The organism is Stenomitos rutilans, from assembly GCF_059505485.1.
Genome location: NZ_JCACKR010000133.1, coordinates 1 through 26,992 on the forward strand (window position 1 = coordinate 1; position 26,992 = coordinate 26,992).

At 51.8% G+C, this 26,992-nt stretch carries 20 protein-coding genes; 11 read left to right on the forward strand and 9 right to left on the reverse strand.

What is annotated here, in order from left to right; genetic code table 11:
* Positions 1–71: 71 nt before the first annotated feature.
* The 3 genes from ilvN to AC5JLP_RS27785 form a co-directional block, all read right to left on the reverse strand.
* Positions 72–590 (reverse strand): acetolactate synthase small subunit, encoded by a 519-nt coding sequence (gene ilvN, locus AC5JLP_RS27775; RefSeq protein ID WP_496071085.1) that lies wholly within the window; start codon positions 588–590, stop codon positions 72–74.
* 237 nt (positions 591–827) lie between these two features.
* A complete protein-coding gene (locus AC5JLP_RS27780; protein ID WP_496071086.1) occupies positions 828–1,193 on the reverse strand; it encodes a hypothetical protein in 366 nt (121 codons plus the stop codon).
* A complete protein-coding gene (locus AC5JLP_RS27785; RefSeq protein WP_496071087.1) occupies positions 1,190–1,330 on the reverse strand; it encodes a hypothetical protein in 141 nt (46 codons plus the stop codon). Before AC5JLP_RS27785 ends, AC5JLP_RS27780 begins: the two co-directional genes overlap by 4 nt.
* A gap of 226 nt (positions 1,331–1,556) precedes the next feature.
* Between AC5JLP_RS27785 and AC5JLP_RS27790 the strand changes: the two genes are divergently transcribed.
* A complete protein-coding gene (locus AC5JLP_RS27790; RefSeq protein WP_496071088.1) occupies positions 1,557–2,234 on the forward strand; it encodes a DUF4333 domain-containing protein in 678 nt (225 codons plus the stop codon).
* Positions 2,235–2,409: 175 nt separating this feature from the next.
* Here AC5JLP_RS27790 and larC read toward each other — a convergent pair whose 3' ends face one another.
* Positions 2,410–4,044: a nickel pincer cofactor biosynthesis protein LarC gene (gene larC, locus AC5JLP_RS27795; protein WP_496071089.1), complete on the reverse strand. Its 1,635-nt coding sequence runs from the start codon at positions 4,042–4,044 to the stop codon at positions 2,410–2,412.
* A 110-nt stretch (positions 4,045–4,154) separates the two neighbouring features.
* On the opposite strand from larC, the gene AC5JLP_RS27800 reads away from it, so the two are divergent.
* From AC5JLP_RS27800 to AC5JLP_RS27820, 5 genes are all read left to right on the forward strand, one after another.
* On the forward strand, positions 4,155–4,820 hold the full coding sequence (locus tag AC5JLP_RS27800) for an L-threonylcarbamoyladenylate synthase (RefSeq protein WP_496071090.1): 666 nt from the start codon (positions 4,155–4,157) through the stop codon (positions 4,818–4,820).
* Between the two features lie 366 nt (positions 4,821–5,186).
* Positions 5,187–6,467, forward strand: coding sequence for a HetZ-related protein (locus tag AC5JLP_RS27805; RefSeq protein ID WP_496071091.1), 1,281 nt, complete (start codon positions 5,187–5,189; stop codon positions 6,465–6,467).
* A 328-nt stretch (positions 6,468–6,795) separates the two neighbouring features.
* Positions 6,796–10,335 (forward strand): PAS domain S-box protein, encoded by a 3,540-nt coding sequence (locus AC5JLP_RS27810; RefSeq protein ID WP_496071092.1) that lies wholly within the window; start codon positions 6,796–6,798, stop codon positions 10,333–10,335.
* Positions 10,336–10,420: 85 nt separating this feature from the next.
* The gene (locus tag AC5JLP_RS27815) at positions 10,421–10,885 is read left to right on the forward strand and encodes a response regulator (protein ID WP_496071093.1); all 465 of its coding nucleotides are present in this window, start codon (positions 10,421–10,423) and stop codon (positions 10,883–10,885) included.
* Positions 10,886–10,916: 31 nt separating this feature from the next.
* Positions 10,917–13,202, forward strand: a complete 2,286-nt coding sequence (locus tag AC5JLP_RS27820) for a GAF domain-containing sensor histidine kinase (RefSeq protein WP_496071094.1) — start codon at positions 10,917–10,919, stop codon at positions 13,200–13,202.
* A gap of 95 nt (positions 13,203–13,297) precedes the next feature.
* Here AC5JLP_RS27820 and AC5JLP_RS27825 read toward each other — a convergent pair whose 3' ends face one another.
* Together AC5JLP_RS27825 and AC5JLP_RS27830 are read right to left on the reverse strand one after the other, a co-directional pair.
* The gene (locus AC5JLP_RS27825; RefSeq protein ID WP_496071095.1) at positions 13,298–14,341 is read right to left on the reverse strand and encodes a 1-acyl-sn-glycerol-3-phosphate acyltransferase; all 1,044 of its coding nucleotides are present in this window, start codon (positions 14,339–14,341) and stop codon (positions 13,298–13,300) included.
* A 4-nt stretch (positions 14,342–14,345) separates the two neighbouring features.
* The gene (locus tag AC5JLP_RS27830) at positions 14,346–15,086 is read right to left on the reverse strand and encodes a response regulator transcription factor (protein ID WP_496071096.1); all 741 of its coding nucleotides are present in this window, start codon (positions 15,084–15,086) and stop codon (positions 14,346–14,348) included.
* Between the two features lie 671 nt (positions 15,087–15,757).
* Here AC5JLP_RS27830 and AC5JLP_RS27835 point away from each other — a divergent pair.
* The 3 genes from AC5JLP_RS27835 (at position 15,758) to AC5JLP_RS27845 (ending at position 19,959) form a co-directional block, all read left to right on the forward strand.
* Complete coding sequence (locus AC5JLP_RS27835; protein WP_496071097.1) at positions 15,758–17,005, forward strand: glycosyltransferase family 2 protein; 1,248 nt, start codon at positions 15,758–15,760, stop codon at positions 17,003–17,005.
* Positions 17,006–17,119: 114 nt separating this feature from the next.
* Entirely contained in the window at positions 17,120–19,315 is a 2,196-nt protein-coding gene (locus AC5JLP_RS27840; RefSeq protein ID WP_496071098.1) for a cation:proton antiporter, read from the forward strand.
* 158 nt (positions 19,316–19,473) lie between these two features.
* The gene (locus AC5JLP_RS27845; protein ID WP_496071099.1) at positions 19,474–19,959 is read left to right on the forward strand and encodes a hypothetical protein; all 486 of its coding nucleotides are present in this window, start codon (positions 19,474–19,476) and stop codon (positions 19,957–19,959) included.
* A gap of 258 nt (positions 19,960–20,217) precedes the next feature.
* Here AC5JLP_RS27845 and AC5JLP_RS27850 read toward each other — a convergent pair whose 3' ends face one another.
* Together AC5JLP_RS27850 and AC5JLP_RS27855 are read right to left on the reverse strand one after the other, a co-directional pair.
* A complete protein-coding gene (locus tag AC5JLP_RS27850) occupies positions 20,218–21,951 on the reverse strand; it encodes a bifunctional lysylphosphatidylglycerol flippase/synthetase MprF (RefSeq protein ID WP_496071100.1) in 1,734 nt (577 codons plus the stop codon).
* Positions 21,952–22,226: 275 nt separating this feature from the next.
* Complete coding sequence (locus AC5JLP_RS27855; protein WP_496071101.1) at positions 22,227–23,198, reverse strand: alpha/beta hydrolase; 972 nt, start codon at positions 23,196–23,198, stop codon at positions 22,227–22,229.
* Between the two features lie 346 nt (positions 23,199–23,544).
* Here AC5JLP_RS27855 and rlmD point away from each other — a divergent pair, with 346 nt between their 5' ends.
* A complete protein-coding gene (rlmD, locus tag AC5JLP_RS27860) occupies positions 23,545–25,008 on the forward strand; it encodes a 23S rRNA (uracil(1939)-C(5))-methyltransferase RlmD (protein ID WP_496071102.1) in 1,464 nt (487 codons plus the stop codon).
* A 16-nt stretch (positions 25,009–25,024) separates the two neighbouring features.
* Entirely contained in the window at positions 25,025–26,095 is a 1,071-nt protein-coding gene (lpxD, locus tag AC5JLP_RS27865) for a UDP-3-O-(3-hydroxymyristoyl)glucosamine N-acyltransferase (protein WP_496071103.1), read from the forward strand.
* Positions 26,096–26,193: 98 nt separating this feature from the next.
* Here the strand turns inward: lpxD and AC5JLP_RS27870 are convergent, their stop codons facing one another.
* Positions 26,194–26,718, reverse strand: a complete 525-nt coding sequence (locus AC5JLP_RS27870; RefSeq protein WP_496071104.1) for a DUF6658 family protein — start codon at positions 26,716–26,718, stop codon at positions 26,194–26,196.
* Between the last annotated feature and the right edge of the window lie 274 nt (positions 26,719–26,992).

Consider the following 26,992-nt stretch of genomic DNA (forward strand, 5'->3'; position numbering starts at 1 on the left):
ACTATCCTAGAGTCACCACATTTCACTCTTTTTGTCAATGCGTAAGTTCTAAATTACAAACTCAACGCTATTCAAACCTTCGCTTCCAGCGACTTCAAATATTCTGTATTCACACCCGACTCGCGCATGAGGGCGATTTTACCTGTGCGAGCGATTTCACGAATGCCGAATTTGTTTAGCACCTGCACGATCGCCACCATCTTGCCCGGATCGCCGACCACTTCAAGCGTGAGGGAATCTTCCGCCACATCCACGACTCGCGCCCGAAAGATCTGCGCCAGTTCTACAATTTCAGAGCGAGTGGTACTGGTCGCATTAACCTTCATCAGCATCAGTTCGCGCTCAACGCAGGGCACTTCGGTAATGTCCTGTACTTTGAGGACGCTGATCAGTTTGTAGAGTTGCTTGGTCAACTGCTCAATGCTGCCATCATCTCCGGGCACCACCATCGTAATGCGCGAAACGCCCATCTGCTCGGCAGGGCCAACGGCCAGACTCTCGATATTGAACCCGCGACGGGCAAACAAACCAGCAATGCGGGAAAGAACCCCCGCTTCGTCTTCAACCAGAACAGAAAGGGTATGCTTCATGGACTTGAGAAGGGAATGTAGTAAAAGGCTGAGAGCGCTACAGCAGTACGATCGTGCCTGAGTCTCCCATTTTATCGTGAGAGCTTGCATTCCTTAACCGTCTTCAACATTTGCACAGAGGAGCCAATGCCGCATTGATTTAGGCATTACGCATTTTGACTAAAACCTCCGAGGTTTAAGCCGCTACGTGAGTCAATGCCTCCTCCCAGGTCGAAACCTCCGAGGTTTGCGTAAGCCCTAATAACACGACACTTCAAGTTCCGCCACTCGGCGCACATTTGGGATTGCTCCACTGGTCAACGTTTCATAGATGTCAATCAGGTTTGCCCGTAGCTCGGTTTCAGCAAGGTAAGGGCAACTCATGAGCGGGACTCGTCCCTGCAAACGCAATGTCACACGATGCAGAAGCAATGTAACCTGATCGATTCGCAATGTGACCCGATCCATTCGTAATGCATTGTGATCCAACAGTGATGTATAGCGATGCACAAGGATTGTGACCGATCGCAATGGCAATGTCAGGTGATATAGAAGGATTGTTGAGTGCAGCAACGCTTTCCGGTACAGGCAACCATTGATACGCAGCGCGATCGCTTCAATCAATCGTCCGGCAAATCTTCCGTGTATTGATTAATGGCTTCTACCATACTCTGCGAATATGGTTCCAGAATCGTAGCAGCAACATGCCGTTCTGCTAACGCATCTGAAAAGGCTTCGGCAGTTGGGTCAGCCGTCTGCAAAACGTGGAGTGCCGCGATCGCTCGTTCTCGCTGCGGTTGATACTCAATTAAGCGTCTACTAGATCCCCGACTTCTAAATCAGATTTAGCAAATCACAGCAAGACAGAACAAAGAAGTCGGGGATCTATATCCCTGATTCACTTTGTGTATTCTATCGTCCACGACTTAACGCAGCCTTTACCCAAGATCGGTACTGTAGTTTGGATAACTGTGAGGACGGTGAGACGTGAAACGTAGCGTAGTGCTGGTATTGGGTTTATTGGTGCTGACGGCGTGTAGCAAAACGCTGGATGGTTATAGCGTTGCTCAATCCATCCAGCAAGATGTCATCAAACAGGGCGGCATTTCGTTGAAGACCGTGACCTGCCCCAGAAACATCAAGCCAGAAGCGGGGCAATCCTTTGAGTGCATTGGTGAGACGGATACAAGCTACACCTTCATCATTCCTGTCAAGCAGCAGGACGATCGAGGCAACCTGCTGTGGGATGTGCCCAATGCCAAGGGCTTACTGAACGTGGCAAAGCTGGAAACGATCGTGCAGCAATCGGTAGAGAGCGAAATTGGCTCTCGTCCCCTAATTCATTGCGGTGGCACCTACAAGGCCGTTAAGCCAGGAGAAACCTTTGCCTGCGCCGTTGAGGTCAAGCAGTCAGCATCTAAACCACCGCAAACAACCAATAAAAAGACAGCCGCACTTAAAACCGTGCCCATGAAAGCCAGTAGGCCGGATGTCATTCTCGTGAGAATCGATCCACAGAATAATGTGAACTGGCAGCGCATCGTTCCCGGAGCCGTGAATCCAACGCTAACCGCTCAAGCACCCGACCAAACAATTCCTGCGCTAACTGCTAAAACCAGCGCGGAAGATTTTCTCAACCAGCCAGGCGCTGCCGATGAATTTTAGGCAGGACTCTTTTTTAGGCAGAGCTATTTCATTCTGGCAAAGGCATTCTTTGCAGCGGATGTTAACGGATGAAACAGATGGCTTTTAACCACAGGTAGACAACGCATCCGCTTCATCTGTTACCTAATCCGTTGCTAATATAACTCGACTCTTAGAACGAAATGACCCTGCTTTTTTAGGCATGATTCCTGGCAGCATGGCTCTCGTGCCAAGCCTGCAATGCTAGCTGATGTACCGATCGCCAGGGTAAATGGTGCTGTTTAGCAATCCGCGCGCAGTCATCATATTCAGGCTGCACATTCGTCGGCTGAGTCTGGTGACGATCGAGCCATGCCACCTTCACTTGAACCGTTCCATATGGGGTTTGCACCGACTGCATTTCGCGCTGTAACACGCTGCGTTCCTGCATCGATCGCCGAATGCCCAATGTCGTCGTTTCCCGAAACAGCACCGACTCACAGGCAGAGATATCCTCTGGCTGGCACATCACCGTCAGCAACGTTCCCGGACGGGACTTCTTCATCCCAATCGCCTGCGTAAACACATCCAGCGCACCAACCTCGAAAAGCGCCTCAAACACATAGCCGATCGCCTGGGGGTTGAGGTCGTCGATTTGAGTTTCCAGAAGGGCGATCGATTGGAGGGAGTTTTGAGTTTTGAGTTTTGAGTTTTGAGTTGTAGGTTGTGATGGTTGAGCGTTGACTGCTGAAGGGAGTGGAGAGTAGGGAGCAGGGAGTAGGGAGTGGGAAGTGGTTTTGACTGTTTCTCTTGCAAATGGCTCCCCCTGCCCCCGCTGCTCCCGCTGCTCCCCCTGCCTCCCCAACTCCATGCTTCTAAATTCTGTCCGCTCTTCGCTTCCCATCTCCCCAATCCAAATTCGTAAAATATTCGGCAAGGGCAGGTTCATTGATCCAGCACCTAAGCCGACTCGACGTAGCGTCATCGGTGGCGGAGCGCCAAACTGAGTAGCGAGTGTCGTGGCGATCGCGGCTCCCGTTGGTGTCACCATTTCCCGATCAATGCCGTTGCTGTAGATGGGTATCTGGCGTAGCTCAAACAGCTTCAGCACCGCAGGCGCAGGGATGGGCAGACGACCATGAGCCGCCCGCACCGTGCCACCCCCCACTGGTAAAGGAGAACAATAGAGGCGATCGATGCCCAACCAATCCAGCCCCAAGCAGGTACCTACAATGTCTACGATCGCATCCGTTGCCCCTACTTCGTGAAAATGCACCTGCTCAGGTGGCACCCCATGAATGGCACCTTCTGCCTCTGCCAGTTTGCGAAAAACCGCCAGACTCCAGGCTTCAGCTCGTGTGGGTAGGTTAGCCGCAAGAATCAAGCGCTCTACTTCAGGTAAGTGGCGCACCAACACGTGATGGGTGCGATCGTCCGTTGTAGCAGCCGAATCGTGGCTGTGACTGCGACCATGACCGTGGCTATGACTATGACTGTGGCTCGATGAATGCGTCGATGTCTTGTCCGTTTCGGTCACTGCAACCGCTTCTGTAGCAGAATGGAAATGATGCTGATGGACATGATGCGCTGTTTTAGCACTGGCGATCGCGTCTGTTTCATCGCGCACAGCTTTGGCTACAGCCTGCTTCAAAAGCAAATCCACATGCACTTTCGTCGCTTGCTGATCATTGCGAAGCACTCGCTCTACCCGTAATTGATACTCACCTTCAATCCCAAGTTGGCTGAGCTTGTCAATCAAGTACTCCAGCGGCACACCTGCGTCCACAAGTGCCCCCAGGCACATATCGCCAGCAATGCCAGTCGGACAGTCTAAGTAGGCAATTTTAGTCATTGATCTAGAAAGTCAGTGTGCGCGTCAGTTACTAGTTGTTAGTTGTTAAATCAGCTACCAGCTATCAGCTATCAGCCTTTTGCCTTTATACCTTTTGCCTTCACCCTTCCATGTCTACCCTGTTTACGCTACATCCTGATAATCCACAAACGCGGAGTGTTGACCAAATTGTTGCGGCTCTGCGAGATGGGGCTGTCATGCTGTATCCCACTGATACGGTTTACGCGATCGGCTGCGATCTTAATTCTAAGAGTGCCATTCAGCGAGTACGGCAGATCAAGCAGCTTTCTAATGACAAACCGCTGACCTTTCTTTGCCCATCGCTGTCTGATATTGCTCAATATGCAGTAGTGAGCGACTCGGCTTACCGCATTATGCGTCGGCTCATTCCAGGCCCTTACACGTTTTTGCTGCCCACCACCAAACTGGTGCCCAAACTGGTGATGAATCCCAAACGCAAAGCAACCGGGATTCGAGTGCCGGAGCACACGCTCTGCTTGGCGTTAACCAATGCCTTGGGCAACCCCATTATTTCCACCTCTGCCCATTTGCTGGAGGAAGATGCGCCAAGCAGTAGCGCCAAAACAGCCCCAGAGATTTCGCGCTTTGAACTGTTTGACAATCTAGAAAAATTAGTGGATGTCATTATCGATAGCGGCACTGAGCCAGGCTACCAGGTTTCAACCATTTTGGATCTGACAACAGAGGAACCGATGATCGTCCGTCGCGGTCTAGGATGGGAAGCAGCGGCAACGTGGGCGGTAGAAGTAGGTTGAACCAACTCGTTTAACTGTCCACTCAGGGGGGCGAGAATGATGAGGTTTCTGAATGGACGATCGCACGTATCGAACCATTACCCTCTGATGGGTGTAGGCTAAATCAGGAACAGTCGATGGTACGTTACTTGCGGTACAAAATCCAAGCGTTTGGCTAACCACCTGAGAAAGTGCCATACCCTGACCCGCCCCGACCCGTAGCGGCTTATTTTCTGTGTGTAGATGGAAGTGCTAGTTGAGAGAGTTTTGAGTTTTGAGTTTTGAGTTTTGAGTTGGAACGCTAACTTAAAACTCAAAATTCAAAACTGTTAACTTCCGCCCCCTCTGCCTGATCTACTGTTCTCGTCCCTGTGCACTACCAGAGCCATGAACTTCGACTCAAATTCTCCCCGCCCCCCAGCGGCAGCTTCGGCAAACGTAGCCTCCACAGATGCCATTGCTACAACCGCTCAGCAGCTTGATCTTCAGGATGAGTTCGACCACGACCCTATGTTGGCAGCCGCCAAGAATACCGCCGATTTTTTAGAGATTCCGGCACTGACCCAAATCCTGACACGAGAACTTCGTGCTGAGGTCAGTACACCCAGCGGCAACATTGATCGGTTGGCAAACCGTATTGCCACTGAAGTTGACCGAATTTGTCATAAAAGCGGGCGGATTCAAACCTCTGGACGGGTGCGATCGTGGCAACTCTCCCTTGCCCGTCATCGCTTGCAAAAGTGCCTGACCTATTACCAGCTTGGTTCTCGTCAAGGACGCGTGGAACTGCACAGCACCCTTGGCTCGATGATTTATCGCCACATCGCCCCCAGCCGGATGCAGCTTGGGTTTCAGGCTCGCTATAGCCTGGTCGAAGATTTTTTACAGGGGTTTTACACCGAGTCATTGAAAGCCTTTCGCCGCGAAAACGAACTGCCAGAAGACTACCAACCCCGCACGCGGCTAGAGTTAGCTGAATACATGGCGTTTACTGAACAGTACGCCAAGCGCCGTATTTCTCTACCCAATGGCAATAGTCAGCAATTGGTGGTGCTACGCGCTCAGCGGTTTGGGCAACGTCAACCCCTGGAAGTGTCGATCGACATCGAGCAAGCCTTAGAGTCACCCAAAGGTGAAGATGCCGAGACAAACAATCGCTCTCCTCTGGCTCACCAACTGCGCGAACGAATGGTCGCCGATGCGATCGATGCGCCCTCTGAGGCCGTGTTGCGCGATCGTGTCATTGCCGAGCTCATGCAGTATCTTGAATCGCAGGGACAAACCGACTGTGTGAATTACCTCACACTTAAACTGCAAGATCTTTCTGCCCCCGAAATCGATGACGTGCTGGGGCTGTCTGCCCGTGAGCGCGACTATCTACAACAGCGCTTTAAATATCATGTCGAAAAATTTACCCTCTCCCAAAATTGGAAGCTAGTGCACCAATGGTTGGGTGCCGATGTGGATCAAAACCTGGGGCTATCGACCCACCATTGGCAGCGCTTCTTGAGTCAGCTATCTCCCGAACAGCAACAACTGCTAACCCTTAAGCAAGCACAGACCACTGACCAAGACATTGTGAAGCAACTGAAATGGACCCCCAAGCAACTGCAAAAACGCTGGGGACAGTTATTAGAACTTGCACGACAGACGCGGAATCAGAATTAGAAGAAGGGAAAAGGCAGAAGAAAGGAGTGGGGAGTCGAGAGTCGGGAGTGGGGAGTTGGCTGATTGCTAACCGCTAATCGCTCTCTAACTCAGAACTTTCACGCTGACCGCTGATCGCTGATCGCTCTTTAACTCAAAACTCAAAACTCAGACGTTGACCACTATAGTGCTCAATTAACTTCAAACTCAAAACCTACCCCTCACCCCTCTCTCATCTCCTCCCGCCAGAATGACGCAAAAATTTATCCTCTATCTACCTGCAAATGGGCAAGATTAAGTAGGCTAGTCCCCATAAACGGATATTGGCGATCGCGTTTGGCACAGGTCTATGCAAAATGACAGCACCGCTTCCAAACGGCTCCATGCTTCTGACGTACAGCGTCGATCGGTCAAATTGCTGCCCCAGAAGCTTGCTGGAGCTTATTTTATCGTGGCGGTTTTGTGGATCGCCCTGTCTCATGGTTGGTTAGACACCGCGATCTCAGTTCCGGTAGTGCTAAACCATCTAGAAAGTCTCGAAGATCTGCTTTTTGCCGCTCTCACGGCGTTGATGCTTTACTGGTTTTCACAGCGATCGCTCCGTACCCTTCATGCAGCAGAAGTTGGACTACAGAGGAGTGAAGAGCGCTTACGCCTAATCTTGCAAAACATGCCCGTAATGCTTGATGCGTTTGACGATCAGGGAAACATTGTCACCTGGAACCAGGAGTGTGAGCGGGTAACGGGCTATAGTGCCGCCGAAATTATTGGTAACCCAAAGGCCATGACGTTGCTTTACCCAGAGGCTGACTATCGGCAAACGATGGTCGCTGCCTGGACAGAGCGCGGCAACGACTACCGCAATTGGGAGTGGAATCTGGTGTGTAAGGATGGCAGCCACCGAACCATTGCCTGGTCGAATGTTGCCGATCGCTCTCCCATCCCCGATTGGAGGGCATGGAGTATTGGGGTCGATATCACCGAGCTGAAGCAGGCGGAAGCGGATTTGCGTGTTCGCAACCAAAAGCTGGCCATGCTCCACACGCTTTCCGAGATTACGCTCCAACAGCAATCGCTCAAGGCAGTGTTTCAGGCGATTGTCAAAGAAATCAGCGCTGCCACTGAGTTTCCCATCATTGCGATCGAGCTGTACGATGCGGTTCGCCAAATGATGGTGTTTGAAGGCACCGAAGGAATTCCCTTGCCGCCAGATGGTCAGCCGATTGAAGTGCCTGTTAGCCAGACCGCTTCTGGAACCGTTGTCCAATCAGGGCAAATGTTAGTTAAAACTTATGATGCCTCTGAACCAAAGACATGCGACTCTAACGAATCGCTCAGCCAACTGGGGCTGAGAACGTTTATCTGTGTTCCTGTGACGATCAATGGTACAACGATCGGGACTTTGAGTCTGGCACATCCTGACGTAGTGGAACCGCAAGCAGACTTTTTGCAGTGGTTAACCAGCCTTGCTAACTATCTGGCAGTCATCACGGATCAAAAACGCTCTGAAGCGGCGCTGCGAGAGAGTGAAGCACGCTTTCGTCTGATGACGGAAACCATTCAGGATGTCTTCTGGCTTTGTTCGGCAGATCAGGCCCAGCTCCTCTATGTCAGCCCTGCCTACGAGCAAATTTGGGGTCGAAGCTACGCCAGCATTAAGAATCTACGATCGCTACTAGAGACCATTCATCCAGACGATCAGGTACCTGTGAGAGACTGGTTAGCTCGTACCGATGAGTCCAAGGCTCCGTTTGAATACCGTATTATCAAGCCCGATGGCTCTATTCGCTGGATCGCCCATCGCTTTTTTCCAGTGAACAATGCCGTCGGACATGACCAAACCGTTGGCATTTCCCGCGACATTACCGAACAGAAAGAAGTCGAAATCGCGCTCCGCGAAAATGAGGAGTTTTTTAAGTTGGCTCTAGACTTTACCCACATCGGTAGCTGGGATTGGCGCATCACGACGAATCAGGTGATCTGGAACGACAATCATGCGCGCCTTTTAGGGTTGATACCGGGCGACGTGCCAGCCAGCTATCAGGCATGGCGCGATCGCGTCCATCCAGAGGATATCGCTCGTGTAGAGCAGGCCGTTAATGAAGCCTTGGCAACAAAAACAAATTTTGAAGCAGAATACCGTCTCTTGCATCTTGATGGCAGCCAACACTGGGTCATTGGTCGAGGACGCGGCATTTATGATGCAGCAGGCCAAGTCATCCGCATGATTGGGGTCATTCTCGATATTACCGATCGAAAAGGCTCTGAAATCGCCCTCCGTCAGAGCGAAGAGCAGTTTCGATCTTTAAGTGCATGTTCTCCCGTTGGCATTTATTTGGCAAATTCTGAAGGCTACGGGACATACACCAATCCACGCTGCCGCGAGATTTTTGGGTTTACCTTAGAAGAATCAGCAGGAAACGGGTGGGCAAAGCAGGTACATCCAGACGATCGTGAGCGGGTGCTCCAAGGGTGGCTTGAAGTCGCGACCGCAGGCAAACCTTACGTGGCAAATTACCGCATCCAACCCCATAACGATCTTGTGCGGTGGGTGCAGACTCGTACTGCGCCGATGTATGCCGATGACGGGACGCTGATGGGCCATGTTGGGACAATCGAAGATATTACCGATCGCCAACAGTCAGAGCAAGAGATTCAGCAGTTAAACCAGGCTTTGGAGCAGCAAAACGTCGAACTGGAGGCACTTGTTGAGCAGCGTACTGCTGAACTCATGACCTTCATCAACACGCTACCGGATTATATTTTTGTCGTGGAACGCGACACCATGCGTATGGCCTTTTGCAATGACTTGATTGCTAAGCTCATTGGGTGGGAAAGCCGCAGCCAGGTAGCAGGCAAAACCATTTTTGAGTGCTATGCCCCCGACCTTGCAGCAACCTTTGCCGAGCAAAACCAACGTGTGTTTGAAACAGGCGAAACGCTGCATTTCCAGGAAGCTTACACCACTTCGCTGGGCACATTGAATTTTGATACCTACAAAATTCCACTCAAAAAGCCAAACGGTGAGGTGTACGCGCTCATTGGTACCTCTCGTGATATTTCAGAATTAGTCAAGGCACGTCAAACACTCGCCGATCGCACCGTGCAGCTTGAAGCAGCTAATCGAGAATTGGAGTCCTTTTCCTACTCGGTGTCCCATGATCTGCGTGCGCCACTCCGACACCTCACTGGCTTTGTAGCAGCACTCAACGATCGCCTTGATCAAAATGGGCATTTGACCGATCCAACAGTCAGTCACTACCTGCAAATTCTTCAGAGCAGCAGCCAAACGATGGGGCAACTGATTGATGGACTGCTCACCCTCTCGCGCGTTGGACGACGGCAGAAAGCACATGTCCCTGTTAACCTCAACCAGGTCGTGGCAACGGTACTTGCTCAGCGTCCAGAAAACACCGCGTCTGATCGTCATCTGTTGCCATCAGACGAGGGGCCGCAAGCTCAGGTTTGTGTGAGTGAGTTACCGACTGTTATGGGTGATGCCACTCTGCTTCAGCAAGTGTTTGCCAATCTAATCGATAACGCCGTAAAGTTCAGCCGCGTGCATGACACGTCGGCAAAGCAGAATTTCGATCCAGCTCAGATCGAAATTGGCTCTCTCTCTGGCGGTATAATATTTGTACGCGATCATGGGGTGGGGTTTCAGATGGAGTACGCTGACCAACTCTTTGGAGCTTTTCAGCGGCTGCATTCAAAGTCAGAGTTTGAGGGTAATGGCATTGGGTTAGCGATCGTCCAGCGTATTATCCATCGACACGGGGGCAAAATTTGGGCAGAAAGTCAGCCCAATGAGGGGGCAACCTTTTATTTTCAATTAGGTGATGCCCCTGAGCTTGGAGCGCTTGGGTACAGCAGCGGTACGACATCATAACTAGATTAAACCGTGCCCAGATTGAACAATGCATTAAGGCAAGGCTGAAGCGATCGCGCTCCACGCACTCAATGCGCTCATCATCATGACACAAGCGAATGAAAGTATTTCACAAATCGAACCAACTCGTATTCTGCTAGTCGAAGACGACCCGAACGATGTCGAACTGATTCAACTGGCCTTTCGTAATTACAGCCTGGTAAATCAAGTTGATCTGGTAACCGATGGCGAGCAGGCAATCCAGTATCTTTTAGGGCAGGAAGGTGTGCCACCGCGCCCATTGCCACGCTTGGTCTTGCTTGACCTCAAGTTACCCAAAATCAGCGGCATTCGCGTCTTGCAAACTTTACGCAGCTATCCCCGCACGCAGCGCCTTGTCATCGTCGTAATGACCTCATCCCAAGAGGACAGCGATCTAAATACTTGCTACGATTTGGGGGTCAACAGTTACATTGTAAAGCCCCTAGACTTTCAGCAGTTTTTAGCCGTTGCACGAGACGTCGGACTTTACTGGATGTTGTTGAACAGGCCGCCTTTGTTTCCTTTGTGAAGATTGCGCTATTTCCGAGTGTCAGCCATTCATGCTTCAATCAGGGTTTGCCACACCATCAAAACTCCGTGTACTCATCGTAGAAGATGAGCCAGCCGACGCTGAGTTAATTACGTTAGCGTTGGCAGCGGCACACATTGAGTTAGCCTGCGAAGTGACAGATACGCTGGCTAGCTGCCAGCACTTATTGCAGACCCAATCGTGGGATGCTGTGCTGTCGGATTATCGACTAAAAGGGTTTACAGGCAATCAAGTCTTGAGCCTGCTACAGCAGTCAAACCAGCAAATTCCGTTTATTTTGATTACGGGTAGTCTAGGTGAAGAAGCGGCTGTAGACTGCATTAAAGCAGGCATGACAGACTATGTGCTAAAAGATCGCCTGTTTCGCCTGCCAACCGTACTGGAACGATCGCTCCATGAATTTGAGCTGCGTCGTCAGCAACAAGCCGCCATGCTGCAGATCCACCAGCAGGCTCAGCGCGAAGCCATTATCAACCGGATCGTGCAGGCAATGCGCGAAACCCTGGTCTTGGATGAGGTGTTGCAAACCACTGTCGATCTGGTCTACGAAGCGCTTAGCCCTACCTGCTGCCTGATCGTGCGTCCTGCCAAAAGTGGCGAACTGATCGTTTGCAATATCAGCGAGGCTCCCAGCCAGTGGAGAGCGCTACTGAATCATCCGTGTGGGCTGTTTCCATTCTATAAAAATGCCTTGAACCAGGGTGAATTAGTGGTTGTTGATGGGGTAGAGTGCGTTCTGCAAGAAGAGGTACAGACCTTAGCGGCGCAGTATCACCTCCATGCGTTTATGATCACGCCCCTGATCTATCAGCAAGAATTTTTGGGCGACTTGTCGCTGTATCAGTGCGATCGCGATCGCCCCTGGACATCCGATGAAATTGCGATGGTCAAAGCAATTGCGGATCAATGCGCGATCGCCATTCAACAATCACAGCTTTTTAACCAGGTGCAGCAGCAAGCGCAACGAGAACAGTTGTTAAACCAAATCGCGCGCATTATCAACTCTAGCCTCGACCCCGTCTACATTTTGCAAGAAATAACTCGGTTGACAGGCACCAGCTTTACCGTCGATCGCGCCTTTATTTTTGAAATTCGGGATGACCAGATTTACATTGTCGAAGAGTGGCGTGCAGCAGAATCTTTGCCCTCTATGCTCAATACCCGTTTTCCGCTAGCCGATTGGTCAGACTTACTTGACCCGCAAGCTGACTTTTACACCAGGCGAGTTTTTCATGCACCCGATTATGGGGCGATCGCGATGAGCGAACCATCGCCTACCAGGCTGACGCATTACTACACGTATCAAATCAAGTCAGCCGTGAATGTGCCCATTTTTATTCGAGAGCAACTTTTCGGAGGTATTTGCCTGAACACCACGATCGCTCAACGACGCTTCACAGACGGCGAAATTCACTTACTGCAACAAATTGGCGACCAAGCCGCGATCGCGCTTTACAATGCCCAAAGTTATGAACGGCTAGAGCACCTTGTTCAGATACGGACCCAAGAGCTAGAGCACGAAAAGCGCCTTTCGGAGGCAGCCAATAGTGCCAAGAGCGAATTTCTGACCAATATGAGTCATGAACTGCGAACGCCACTAACAGGCATTTTGGGGTTTTCTAGCCTTCTCCTCAAGCAAATCTTTGGGCCGCTCAACGCTAAACAGCTTCAATACGTTGAGAATATTTCGTCCTGTGGCAATCATCTTCTCTCACTCATCAACGACCTGCTGGACTTATCCAAAATCGAAGCTGGACGAGACGATTTCGTCCTGGAGACAGTCGATGTGGCAGAACTCTGCACAGCCTGCCTTTCTTTCATCCGTGAGCAGGCTGATTTGCAAGGATTACGCCTGGTGCTGTCGATCGCCCCTAATGTCGCCACCTGCACTGCTGACAGCCGCCGTCTGAAGCAGATTCTGGTTAACCTGCTTTCCAATGCCGTTAAGTTTACCGAAGCAGGCACCGTGACATTACGCGTTACCCAGACGGCTAATGCATCTCATAAAGGCCCTAAAAACATTCATCATGGCCGCATAGCCACCTCGTTCATCCACTTCCAGGTCTCCGACACAGGCATCGGCATCGCTCAGAAGGATCTGCCGCTCCTGTTTCAACCCTTTCAGCAGCTAGACAGCGGGCTAGATAAAAAATACCAGGGTACTGGGCTAGGGTTGGCGCTGGCACGCAAACTGGCCCAGCTACACGGTGGCGACCTCACGGTCACATCTGAGCTTGATCACGGTAGCTGCTTTAGTCTGAGTTTGCCAGTAGAAGCGGGAGTTTTGGTGAGGTAGAGGGAAGAAGGTAAAGGATAAAAGACAGCGGGGCAGGCTTCGACGTAAACGCTCAGCAGAACGTAAGCAGAAGACAGTCTTTAGCCTTTTATCCCTCATCCCTCATCCCTCATCCCTTCCTTCGCCTTTTGCCGCAATTGGTTAATCACAACTTGTAAGCGCGATCGCAGCGCGTCGGCCCTGCGGTAGGTGCGGGTTTGCGTTTGTTTTTCTCCTCGCACTGTCTGTTCCCAAGGTTGTTCGAGGGGTTGCACATAGTATTGCAAGCGCGATCGCATCGACCAAACCCCCATCGAGGGAAACAGCACAAAGACCAACACCAGCGGCGATAGGGGAAAGAGGGGCATACCCAACCAGCGCGCTAGCCAGGGTATATTTACCGTCAATGGGTGCAAGGACTCGCTGCCCATACAGATAACAGGTAGGAGGGGCACGCGATCGCGCAAACTCAGTCGCAAAAAGCTGGGATCAAAGGTTGCCAATTGATAACGATGCCACCAACCTTTGCTTAAGCCTCTCCATCCTTCAGGCGCGTACAGCAAAACGTATTTCTCAGTCTCACCCTCGTGGATAGCAGCCTCAAAGCTTTTTCGCTCTGCCCGCACGCCCCCCAGCATCTCGGCCCACCCGGCCGGAAACCACCACCGTAACCAGGGATGATCAAAAAAGATGGGGTGTGCTAGGGGCTGTACGAACCAATTGCGCCGTTGGGCTAGCAGTACACCCAAACACACAAAGTCCCACGGGAAGCACATCCCCGCATGGTTCATCACAATCATGAGTGGGCCCTCCTCAGGCAGTTGCTCCGCCTGATGGAGCGTGGCGCGGAAATAGTGATGCGCGATCGGCTCCAAAATTTCTTGCTGAAAGGCTTTCTGATAGACCGGATCAGGCTCATGGGTGGTGGCCGTGGCGGGCGATCGTGCCTGAAAGAGCAGCCGTAGTTTGAGCCGTAGCCAACGCAACGCCAGAGCCAAGTAGAAGCCAAACGGCAGCAAAAAAAGCCCGTACTCTAACCAATTCCAGCCATTTGCGTCAGGCTTATAGTGTTGCCAATGGCGGTTGAACAAAATCAGCCAGCCCGGTGGATACCAAAGACAAAACCGATCAAACCAGCCAAAGCGGTAGGGCTGAGTCAACACGCTAACCCGCTAACGATTCGTCACTCTCCGAGTTTTTCCCGGTTGCTGGCAGTTCCAGACAGTACCCAGCACCGTACACCGTTTTAATATAGCGAGGATGACGGGGATCAGGCTCCAGCTTCGTTCTGAGATGGCGGACGTGTACCCGAATTGTCTCGATATCATCGTTCGGGTCGTAGCCCCAGACCTCTTTCAAAATCTCACTGGGTGAAACGGTTTGACCGTGCCGTTGTAGCAGGCAATGCAGCAATTCAAACTCCAGGTGAGTCAGCTTCACGGTCTGGTCAAACCAAATGGCTTCAAAGCGTTCTGGTACCAGGGTCAGCGGCCCATAGTTCAAAATTTCGCTGTGCTTAGCGGCTTGGGGAATCCGGTCTGTACGGCGCAACAGTGCTCGCACTCGCGCCAGCATTTCTTCGATCTCAAAGGGTTTAGTGAGGTAGTCATCGGCTCCCGCATTAAAGCCCTCAACTTTGTTTTGGGTTTGGCTAAGAGCCGTTAGCATCAAAACAGGAATATCTGACGTGCGCTCATCGCGACGTAGCCGCTGACAGACGGTAAAGCCATCGACTTTAGGCAGCATTAAATCTAGCATGACCAGATCAGGCTGTAGCTGTAGGGCCATCGCTTGACCCTTCACGCCATCAGCCGCTTGACTCACGTCATAGCCAGCCATTTCAAGGTTTACGGCAACAAGTTCTGAAATTGCAGGGTCATCGTCGATGACGAGTATCCGGGGCATCGCTCAAGGAAATAAAGGTGTTGACTACTTAGAGCAGTTAAAACTTACAACAGTTAAAGCATTACGAAGATGTCTGTACAAATTATAAGCAGGGATTCTAAATCTTTTCTAAAGAAACAAAATCTTCTTAAGAAGAATATCTTCAGGCGCTCTGGGGAGAATGGTTTTGAGAGGATGTCTTAATAGGACTTACGCATTTGCCCCCAAACCCCCAATTTGGGGGCTTTGATTGAGACGGTTCCCCAAAAAGTTGGGGGCTAGGGGGCGAAAGATGACCGCTTTTGCGTAAGTCCTATCTTAATAAGGTATGGCGCAGACCCCAAAAATTGTCATGGCGTAGCATGCGAACCACGATGTTTACAGGGATGATTTGCCGAGTGCCAAGCCCTTATGCGAGACGATCGCAACGGCTCAGACATTCTCTGGTTAAACGGACAGGCAACAAGGTTGTAGATTGATCGTTGCCTTGGTAAAGCCTCCACAAACACGATCGCTTTGGAGCGCGGTACAACAGGCCAAAAGAACTATTACACGGCTAGACAGGATCTTTTAGAATGCGAGTGTCTGGCAGTTGACGCGGCTTTGGCACACGTTGCGCTGCTATAAGCTGGACATGACTTTCAGGTGACGCCTGCTTTGCTCTCTGCCTCTACCGTCTGCCAACATTGAACGTGATCAACACCCTGATCGTACTTGCTGTGGTTGTGTTAGCCCTCGTTGGGCTGATGCTCTACGCCGCCAAACTGCGCCGGATGCTGGCAACGGTGCCCAGATTGATGATCGCAACCAACCCGATCGCGCTCCATGACAACCCCTTACCTCATCCCAGGTCACTAAGCGATCCGCTTGCCATGCCCTGGGTTTCAGTGATCATCCCTGCTTACAACGAGGCAGAGAACCTTGAGGCGTGTGTGCGATCGGTCTTGCAAAACACAGCGCTTTCAGTCGAGCAGTTGGAGGTTTGGGTGGTCGATGATCAGTCCACCGATGCAACGCTGGCGATCGCTCAAACGCTGCAAACCACGCTGATTGACCCCCGCTTGCGGGTACTGGTTGGTAAACCCAGGCCAGAACGGGAGCGCTGGATGGGCAAAAATTGGGCCTGTACGCAAGCAGCAGAGCAAGCAAACGGCACGTTTGTGCTGTTTTTGGACGCAGATGTCTGCCTGAAAGTTGGTGCAATCGTGGCAGCGCTTCAGGAAGCAGAAACGAAGCAGTTAGACTTGTTGACCTGTGGCCCTGCGATCGTGTGTGGCTGCCTTGCAGAGTGGCTGGTGCAACCCATTTTGATGAATCAACTGCTGGCAGAGCTAGACTTTGCTGCCGTTGCCGATCCCACGACCGATACCGTTTTTGCAGCAGGCCCTTTCATGCTGTTTCGGCGGTCTGCCTATGACAGAATTGGCGGACATCGGGCGCTGGCAAGTCAGGTGGTCGAAGATGTCGAGCTTGCACGACAGATTAAAGCAAATGGCTTGAAACTCGAACTGCTGCTTGCGAGCGATTTTGTGACGGTGCGCATGTACCGCTCTTTTGCTGCACTGTGGGAAGGTTGGACTAAAAATCTTTATCTGGGCACGCAGCGCAATCTCATCGCTGTCAGCCTCTTTGCGGTCACAATGCTAATGTTCTATGTAGTTCCCTGGCTGGGGCTTGCTGTTGTCCTGTACCACGTTATCGTCGGCGCACTGACGCTGGTTGATCTCCTACTTACGGGGAGTGCGATCTCGGCCATTTTGCTGCACTATAGCATTCGGCGGTCTGGCCGTTGCGTTTCAGCCATTCCCACAACGTATTGGTGGCTGTCGGGTGTGGGGGGTGCACTGGTGGCAGCGATCGCAATTGCCTCTATTATTAAAACGGAAACGGGTTGGGGCTGGACATGGCGCGGACGATCGCTGCAACTGCCAGATGGGTGAGTAGCGAGTAGCCAGTAGCTAGCATTCGATTGCTTCCCCTGCCCCTCTGTTTTCCCATAACCCCTACCCTCTAATCTTTTTCCCCTGCCTTCCACCCTCTCCCCTCCCTTCTTCATGAAACTCGACCTCATTATTCAAGTTCTGATTGAGATTGTCATCGTCATCGGGCTGTCCCGATTGGTTGGTTTGGGGTTTCGGCGGCTGAAGCAACCGCTGGTTATTGGTGAAATTGTGGCTGGGGTGATGCTTGGCCCCTCATTGTTGGGTTTACTTGCGCCCAGTATAGCGACAGGGCTTTTTCCACCAGAGACCATCCCGTATCTGAACGTGCTGTCTCAGATTGGGCTGATTTTTTTCATGTTTCTGATTGGGCTGGAGTTGGACCCAAAGTATCTTAAAAACCAGCTTGATGTGGCGGTTTTAGTTTCGCATGTCAGTATCCTGGTGCCGTTTTCATTGGGCACGGTGCTGGCGCTGCTGCTCTACCCCTTAGTGTCGAGTGGCAGCGTCTCGTTCACGGCCTTTGCGCTCTTTTTAGGAGCGGCGATGTCGATTACAGCGTTTCCGGTGCTGGCACGGATTATTACGGAAAATAACCTTCAGGGTACAAAGCTAGGCACGCTGGCGCTCACCTGTGCAGCGGTGGATGATGTCACGGCATGGTGCTTGCTGGCACTGGCGATCGCCGTCACCCGCACCAACAGCATGACGGGAGCCATTCCGACTATTCTGCTATCACTGCTTTACATCATCCTGATGGTGACAGTGGGGCGGAAGTTTCTGAAGAATTTTGCTCATTACTACGATCGCAGTGGACGGTTAAACCAGTTTGTGCTGGCGGTCATTTACATCGGTGTAGTCGTCTCGGCGCTGATTACCGAGTTAATTGGCATTCACTTAATTTTCGGTGCCTTTTTGATTGGTGCAGTCATGCCCAAACACCCAGGGCTGACGCGAGAGTTGGCGCAAAAAACGGAAGATTTTGTACTGACCTTTCTGCTACCCATCTTTTTTGCCTACAGCGGACTGCGCACACAGGTTGGCTTGCTCAACACCCCCTTTCTGTGGCTACTGTGTGGACTGGTCGTTACGGTGGCGATCACAGGCAAATATTTTGGCACCTACTTTGCCGCCAGGGTATCTAAAATCGATAAGCGAGAATCGGCAGCGTTGGGGTGGCTGATGAATACTCGTGGCCTGACCGAACTCATCGTGCTGAATATTGGTCTCAGCCTGAATGTGATTTCACCACTGCTGTTTACCATGCTCGTCATCATGGCGCTGGTAACGACCTTTATGACATCACCGCTGCTGGAATGGGTATACCCCAAGCGGTTGATTCGCAAGGATGTAGTGGAGCCTATTGTGGATGACGTCGAGCCAGACTACCGCATCCTTGTTCCTATTTCAAACCCTGCCAGCCAGAAGGGGCTGATTCAACTGGCAGCGACGATCGCGCTAGGCAACAATATAGAAGAATCCCCAAAAACCCTTACCAGTGCTATTTACCCCCTCAGCCTGATCCAACTGGATGAGGACTATGCCTTCGGTAGCACACCTGCTGAGGCCGAGCGGCTCATTGCCGAACGAGAGCAGCGGATGGCCGAACTAGTTTCCAGTCTGGAGCCTCCAAAAGTGCGGTCTGTGGTGCACCCCATTATTCGGATCGCGACGGATGTTGCTCAAGAAGCTGTGAGAGTGGCAGAGAACGATCGTGCTGATCTCATTCTCCTGGGATGGCACCGCCCCGCCTTCAGCCGTAATCGTTTGGGAGGTCGAGTGGGCAAAATTCTCAGCACGGCACGGACAGATGTGGCAGTCTTTGTCGATCGGCAACAGGGCAGAATTCAAAATCTGCTGGTACCGTATGTTTCCAACACTCACAATGATTTAGGACTGGAAATCGCACTCAGGATTTTGGTGAACTCTGAAGACTCTACACTCACCATTTTGAGTGTGGCCCAGAGTCATCAAGCCAACGATCGCATCTACGAGTTTCGCACCCTGATGGAGCAATTGCCCGCTTCCGTGCGCGATCGCATTCACACCCCCCAAATCGAATCGAGCCACCCCATTGATGCCGTGGTCGAAGCATCGGCAAACGCAGATCTCACGATCGCTGGAGCTAGTCGAGAGTGGGGTTTAGAACGTCAAACGCTGGGGTTCTATGCAGACCAACTCGCAGTGCAGTGTCACTCCTCACTACTGATTACCCGTCGCTATAGCCAAGTCACCGCGCACTTAACATCTGTACTGGGGGCCGCAGAGGACACAAGCCGTGAAGCCGATCAGTCGGAAGCGGTTACTTAGGCAGAAGGTAAAAGGCAGAAGGCAAAAGGGCTGACCGCTGATATCTGACTGCTGATAGCCAACCACTGACCGCTGACCGCTTAACGAATTCAAACACTCTACAGTGCCTCCCCTGCCACCTCCCAACAACTAACAATTAACCAACCAACCACTAACCAATGGGCAAGCACTTTAGTCTCAGATCTCTCAGTTTCTACGGTGGCGCGATCGTCTTTGTCGTTGCGTTATTTAGCGTTGTGACAGCGTATGGCGAAGCAAACTTGAAAGCGGCCCAAAAAATTGATGGTCGCTACCAGATTTCGGCCCAAGACCTACCAGGCTGCTTGAAGTCTGAGCAGTTACTTCTCCTGGTACAGCAATCTGGGATTTATTTAACCGGAGCGCTACTCGCATCGGATACGGTCGATACATTAGAAAAAAGAGCGACAGAACGCCCCTCTCTGAGCGGAAAATGGGAGAATCAACAGCTGACCTTACACGGTGATGCCAGTTACTTACCTAAATGCAAGGGCGATATCAACGTTCAGGGAACGATCGCGGAGCAGTCACTTAATGGCAAACTCAGTTTAAGTTCGGCTCCTGGCGATATTCCCTTTAGTGCAAAGCGCGAAGCGACCCAACCGAAAAACCCTCAAGGGCACTGAGCACCCTCAATTAGGTTAATAAGCGGCTGGTCGTAATGAGACTGTTGCACAGAAAGGCAAAAGTAAGAAGGCAGAAGATAGAGGGCAGAAGGAAAAAGGTAAAAGGCAGAAGAAAGGAGTCGGGCGTCAGTAGTCGATTAACGGCTGATGGCTAACCACTGACCGCTGATAGTTCTTCCACTCAAAACTTAAAACTTCTATGCTGACCGCTGATCGCTTTAAGAACGCGTCCGTTTCATTCAGCGTTTAGCGTTACGGCTAGGTGCCTGGTTTGAAGTAATCAAGGAGTCGATCGCCCGAGTCGGCTCTCACCAGACCCACTGCAATATCGGGAAGAGTCGTCAAACTGGGATACACCAAGTAGCGCGGCTCCCAGTGTGGCTGAAATTTCTCTTTGAACTGGTGTAACCCTTTGAAGTTGTAGAACTGATTCAAGTGCTCAAAAAAGTAATGTAGGCCCTTCTCTACCCGTTTTGCTTCGGGCGTTTCGCCAACCCCGGCCAGCGGCGAAAGGCTGAAGTTGAAGCCGTCGTAATCCAAGTGCTGAAAGTGTTGAATCACCGTAGCAAAGAGAAACTCCATCGTGCCTTTCTCAACGTCTTTGCGATGCCGCATGAGGTCAACCGTCACTTCTTTGCGGTTATAGCCCGTCAATAGGTTAGAGAAGGCAACGATACCACCGTGTGCATCGTAAACCACGGCAATGTAGCATTCTGCGAGATAAGTAGAGTCAAACCAGCCGATCGAGAACCGTTTTTCGGCTCCATTTTTGCATTGCAGCCACTCATCGCTGACAGGCTTGAGGCGATGGATGAGGTCTTCACTGATCGGCGGCTCAAACACCTTAAGACTGTGACCCGTTTTGGTCAGACGGTTAACCGCTGTCCGAAGGTTCTGATTCGCTTTGCCCTTCAGGTTAAACGTTTTGAGATCAATCACGGCTTCTTCACCAATTTGCACTGAGCGAAGGCCCAAAGAACTATAAAGCGGAAGCTGATCAGGTGCAGCTTCATAAAAAACTGGAAACCAATCATTGCGATCGCAAAAGTACCGAAATGCCATCACGGTTTCATGTCGATCGTCCAATGGCCCGATGGGATCACCCAGTGCGATCGCCGAGCGTCCCTTCGCCACATACGCCACTACACTACGACCAGACGGGCTGAAATAGTAGGCTTTATCTTTAAGCAGTGCCAAGCGTGCCAGAGACGATCGCCCGTGCTCGTTGATAATCCGACGCGCTCGATAACGTTCTGCTGGATTGGCTGGCTCACCCCGCAGTAACACAGGGCGCATCAGCATAAAGAATGCGGAGGCCAGCGTGATAAATCCCACTGCGTAAATAGAATTTGCAAAAAAATCTGCGTAACGGTTAGTCGGCTGCAATCCTGCGTTATCGCTTGTAAAAAACATCGCCAGCGTCTGCAAGATCGACTGACTCAGGCCAAACCTGACCGATTGCCCATGAATTTGAAAGTAGTTATCCAGGATATAAAAGCCCGCTGTACCGTATGCAAGGGTAAACCCCAACGCACTGACTAGCGTCCAAAGCCCCTGCGCGATCGACGGGCGATCGGACTGCGCTGTAAAAACAGGTCGCATCAGCAGCAGTTGCACTAGCAAGACGAAGGCTAACAAGCTCTCCTCATAGTCCAGTCCCTTGATCAGGTTACTGGCGATCGACTGCACCAAAATGCCCACCGCCAGTACCCACGCAATCCGCTTGCGGCGTAGCAAGTGTGTCGCTAGCAGCAATAGTAAAAATCCTGCCGAAGCCGCTGCAATCCGTCCACCTGCCCGCACCGTAAATGGAAAAACCAGTTCCAGTAAGGCTCTACGTTCTGGCACACTAGGCGTCACGGCAGACAGCAAATTGACCAGCCCCACCAACCCCGTTAGCATTGCCACAGCCCACAGCGCAAATTGCGTTCTGCGCCTGAGCTTGCTGTTACCGTAGCTGAGCGGAAAAGGGTGGGACTTTGGACGATTCATAGCAGAGGAGGTAGGGAGCAGGGGAAGAGGGGGAGCAGGGGAAGCAGAGCAGCGGGGGCGGCGGGAGCGGGGGGAGCAGGGGAAGAGAAGATGGAAGGGAGGAGAGCTTTGAGTTTTGAGCTGGACTTTAGCCACTCACATCTGACTTCTGATTCCTGACTTCTAGCTTCTGATTCCTTTCTGGCATCTGATACCGATTTAAAGAATGACGGCTACAGATCAATCGTTGGGTAGGGGCAAGGCAATGCCTTGTCCCTACAGGATGTGTCGCATTTTCAATTCAAATTGGTATGACCACTATCGGCTCCAGGCTTAGGCGTTTTATGTGGATGCAGTGCTTTGAGCGCGATCGCAAACTGCTTGCCAGTAAAGCTGAGAGAATCTGCCAGGTGCTGGTGCCAGTAGTTCCAGCCAGCGTTTTTTCCAGCGATACCATGCCCACCGGGATAGACGTGAAACTCACTTGAAATGCCAAGGCGATCAAGGGTTTGATGAAATTGCTCAGTGGCTTCGAGGAACTTTTCATCACTTGCACCCGCGTCAAGGTAGATCCGCAGTTGCTTACGGGTATAGGCTGGAATCTCGTCAACAAACAGTTCAGGGCTATTTTCGGCACCACTTTTGCTGGTGAAGTAGCCTGTATGGCTAAACAAAATATGAAATTGGTTTAGGTAGCGCAGGCCAATATTAAACGCACCCCATCCGCCTGACGACAACCCACCGATCGCCCAGAACTGGGGCTGATTGAGGGTACGATAGCGGGACTTAATTTCCTGTACGAGATCAGAGCCAATGAGCGTTGCTACTTTGCCATTAGGCCCGTCAAAATAGTCTGGATCCCATAAAGGGCTGGTGCCTCGCTGGTCGTTGCCATTGGGGGTAATGACAATGGCGGGTGGTAATTTCTTTTGCTGATAAAGATCGTGCAACACAGACGTTAAAGTAGCTTTAACCTCATAGTCTTTGGCGGTGCCATGCCCACCATGCAGCAGCACGATCACTGGATACCGCGTCTGCGGGTGACGATCGTACCCTGGCGGCAGCACCACACCATACTCGCGCTCGCCTCCCATTGCCTGACTGGTGAATGTCTCGACTTGAAAGCTAAGCCCTGTATTTTTTTCCGGTTGCGGCGCGTCAAGCTGTGGGGCACCTGCAATGAATACATACCAGTAGCCAGTGCCTACCACCACAGTCGCCATTGAAAAAACACTCACCAGCAAGAGGGTTTTGGGCTTGACCTTCATCGTTCCGAGCGTTGGTTGATAGGATAGGAGCTTACAGCAAGTTTAGAAACGAGAAGCATGGCTCTGGTGCATAAGAGGTTTAGACGGTTGTTTGAGCCATTGAATCATCGTCAGGGCAATGGAGCGCCGTCGAAGTCGTGTACAACCAGATGGTCGTGAGCGACCCGTTGTGCCACTACCAAGTCGATGGCGATCGCTAGCTGCTTTGTGCTGATAGCACCAGTGTTCCCAAACTAGGCTCTTCTAAACTACGCGTGATTGTGTGAATTTCTTGTGACAGACGATTGAACTTTTCATCTTGGCCCAGTTCAGACTTGATCAACGCTTTTTTCATTACGAGGTTACGGTGTCTTTAACTCCATTGCCATCTGACGAAAATTTCACTGCACCTCTAGAGGCTGAGCCTGCCAAAACGGAACCTGCCGAGACCACATCGACAGAAGCATTGCCTGTAGAGAAGCAATGGCAGCAGGGGCAAGTTGTGGAAGTGACGATTACTGATTTAAGCGACAGCGGCGATGGGGTTGGTCGATCGCACAATCGCGTTGTCTTTGTACCCGATACGGTGACGGGCGATCGGGTGCAAGTCCGCCTCCTGCGCGTCAAGCCTCAGTATGCGCATGGCAAACTGCTAGCAATACTGGAACCGTCTCCCCATCGCATGCGTGCCCGTTGCATTGTGGCAGATAAATGTGGGGGGTGCCAGTGGCAGCACGTAGACTATGCCTACCAACTTGCCGCCAAGCACAATCAGGTCATTCAGGCGTTAGAGCGCATTGGGGGCTTTCACCAACCGCCCGTTGACCCGATTCTGGCGGCTGAGGCAGATTTGGGCTATCGCAATAAGGCAACCTATCCTCTGGCACGATCGCAAACGGGGCAAATTCAAGCAGGCTACTACCAGAAGGGCAGTCACCACATCGTCAACCTGAATCAGTGTCCCATTCAGGATGAGCGGCTCAATCCCTTGCTGGCAGAGGTGAAGCAAGATTTATACGATCGTGGCTGGGGCATCTACGATGAAAAGCTGCATCGCGGCAAAGTGCGCCATCTCGCGCTGCGGATTGGTCGTCGCACAGGTGAAATGCTGCTGACGCTGGTGGTGAAGGACAAAAACCTATCCGGGCTTGAGGAACAGGCAGAGGCATGGCTTATCCGCTATCCGAATTTGGTGGGGGTGTCGTTGAATGTGAACCCTGATCGCACCAATGCCATTTTTGGGCGCGAAACCGTCTGCATTGCGGGGCAACCTTACCTGCACGAAACCTTTGCGGGGGTGACGTTTCAACTGCGGCCTGATACCTTCTTTCAGGTGCATACCGAGCAGGCGGAAGCGTTGCTGAAGGCCGTGACGGACGAGTTGCAGCTACACGGGCATGAGGTCTTGGTGGACGCGTACTGTGGCATTGGGACATTTACACTGCCGTTAGCATCACGGGTGAAACAGGCGATCGGGCTAGAAATGCAGCCCGAAGCGGTAGAGCAAGCTACACTCAGCGCCGACCTGAACCACCTCAAAAACGTGACCTTTCTCACCGGAGCCGTTGAAACGCTGCTGCCCACGTTGGACGTTAAACCCGATGTCGTGCTGCTCGATCCACCCCGTCGTGGCTGCGATGCGGCTGTCATAGCAGCATTGACCCAGTTGACCCCCGATCGCATCGTGTACATCAGTTGCAATCCTGCCACACTGGCCCGTGACTTGAAGTTGCTCTGTCAGGATGGCAGCTATCGTCTGGCGCGAGTGCAACCTGCTGATTTCTTTCCTCAAACACCCCATGTCGAGTGTGCCGCCTTTTTGATACGGTAGGGAGCGGTGGTGAGTGATGATCGGGGGAACGATGAAATTTAGCGAGTTGGTCGAAAAGCTGAGTGCAATGAACGGTCAGTCGTTGCCTTCAAGTATGGATAATGATACTGAGATTACTGGCGTTGCGGCTGTTGATGAGGCGATCGCAGGGCAGATTAGCTATATCGAAGGCGCAAAATTTGCGGCCCAGGTGCAAACAACCGCTGCGAGTGCGCTGATTCTGCCAAGAGATGCGGCACTTCAGACAACGACTAGCGATCGCGGTGTTGCCTGGGTTGAGGCACCCGAACCTCGCCTGATGTTTGCCCAGGCGATCGGGCTGTTCTACCAGCCGTTTCGTCCTGCACCATCCATTCATCCCAGTGCCGTGATTGATCCCTCTGCCCAGGTGGGTCAGGAGGTGGCGATCGGGGCGCATGTCGTGATTCAAGCGGGAGCGGTGATTGGCGATCGCGTGTGCATTCATCCCAATGTGGTGGTGTATCCAGGCGCAACGATTGGCGATCGCACCGTGCTCCATGCGAACTGCGTAATCCACGAACGCACTCAGGTTGGTGCAGACTGCGTGATTCATGCTGGAGCGGTCATTGGTTCCGAAGGCTTTGGCTTCGTCCCCATCCGCGAAGGTTGGTACAAGATGGAGCAGTCCGGTTACGTGGTGCTTGAAGACGGGGTGGAAGTGGGCTGCAACTCAACGATCGATCGTCCAGCTGTCGGCGACACTCGCATCAAGCGCAACACCAAGCTTGACAATCTGGTACACATCGGTCACGGGTGTCAGATTGGTCAAGGATGCGCAATCGCGGCACAGGTTGGCTTAGCAGGCGGCGTGGAAGTGGGCGATCGGGCGATTCTTGCAGGACAGGTCGGCGCGGCAAATAATGCCAAGATCGGTGCAGGCGCGATCGCTACCTCCAAAACAGGCGTGCATGGTACCGTCGAGCCAGGGCAAATCGTCTCTGGCTATCCTGCTGTTGACCACAAAATTTATCTTAAGTCGTCTGCCATCTACAGCCGTTTGCCAGACATGTATCAGACGCTCAAACGCTTACAGAAACGGTTGGAAGAGAGTGAGCGATCGACCTGATCGCCCATCTCTTACGGCAAAGAGGTCAGGAACCAAAACGATTCCTGGCCTCTTTTTGGTTCAGTGTCAATGCATGACGCTGTCTAGAGTGGAAGTTACTAGCCAGCGTTGTCCAGCGCACGCTTGGTCGCGTTCACATTGCTTTTTGCAGCATTGGCAGCATTATCCAAAGCATTGTCAGTATTGCGCTTCACGTTTTTAACGCCACGATCGCCAAAGTTTTGCAGATTATCCTTTACATCATCAGCCTGCTGGCGCACATCAGCACCAAACCGCTGGGCTTGCTTACCGGGATCGGCAGAGCGCACGTTATCTGCCAAGTCATCGGGACTGTTAACCCCTTTTGTCTTCACGCGGCTCTGCACCTTATCTCTTAATGCTTTTGCTTTCGCAGCCGCTTCGGTGTTCAACCGATTGGACGCGTCATCGTTAAAGTTGTTCATGCCACCTTTGTAGGGCTGCGATTGACCAGGCGTGCTAGGACCACTATTCCCAGGCAGTCGGTCAGCGATCGTATCGGTACGGCTACAAGCAGTGCTAAACAGAACTAAAACACCGACTAAAAACACGGTTATTATCTGACTCAGACGTACCGCTCTCAGGTTAGAAACAAGCTTTTTCATCGTCGTACTCCAGTAGTTAGTTGTCGTTGTGATCGCACTGCCCTACCACGCAGTACCCATCCCTGGGTAAGAAAGTGCGATCGCATCAGCAGGTGATTAACACCTACCGTTGACAATACAAACGCTCTGTAAACAAATCCTCTAGCCCAGGTAATATGTCTCCCTAACCCTATGGGTGCAGGCAGCGCCACAGTAGATTCATTGGATGGCTAGAACAACTAATTTAGAACTTACGCATTGACAGAAGTGGCAATGTCTGAAGTCAGACAACAGC